Annotated in this window: 1 pseudogene; it reads right to left on the reverse strand. The window is 80.7% G+C overall.

Going from position 1 to position 597, the window contains the following annotated elements:
* A pseudogene (locus tag G3I54_RS09555) lies at positions 1-597 on the reverse strand (hypothetical protein); the annotation flags it as partial.

The raw sequence follows: 597 nt of genomic DNA on the forward strand, positions 1-597 counted from the left end.
GGCCAGGGCGCCGCCGCCCCGGCCTCCGGCACACCCGCACTCGCCGCCCCAGCGCCGGGCGTCCCGGCACCCGGCGCTCCGGCACCCGGTGCTCCCGCCCCAGCGGTCTCGGCGCCAGCCACTCCGGCCCCCGGCACACCCGCACCCGGCGACCCAGCGCCAGGCACACCAGCCCCCGCCGCCCCCGGCTCACCCAGCGTCGCCGCGATCCGGGCCAGCGAGGGCCACCACCGGTACGCCGCCCTCAGCAGCCCGGCCACCAGGGCGAGCACCACCGGGGCCGCCGACAGCTCCGGCCACCACAGCGTCGACCCCAGCGCGGACCGGAAGCCGTCCGGCGAGCCCGCCCACACGTCCGACAGCAGCGTCACCGGGCCCAGCAGCACCGCCGCGACCGGCGGCAGCGCCCACACCAGCGCCCCGGCCAGCACCGCTCCCGACGCCGCCAGCACCCCGCGCGTCGCGTTCCCCGGCAGCCGTGAACGTACGACCGCCGTCAGCGCGAGGCCGCACAGCAGGTACGCGAGCACCTGCCAGCCGTCCGGCACCGCATGCGCCGGTACGCCGCCCACCGCGGCCACCGCCGCGAGGCCGGCC

Source organism: Streptomyces sp. SID14515, from assembly GCF_010548505.1.
GTDB classification, from domain to species: Bacteria; Actinomycetota; Actinomycetes; order Streptomycetales; family Streptomycetaceae; genus Streptomyces; species Streptomyces caviscabies.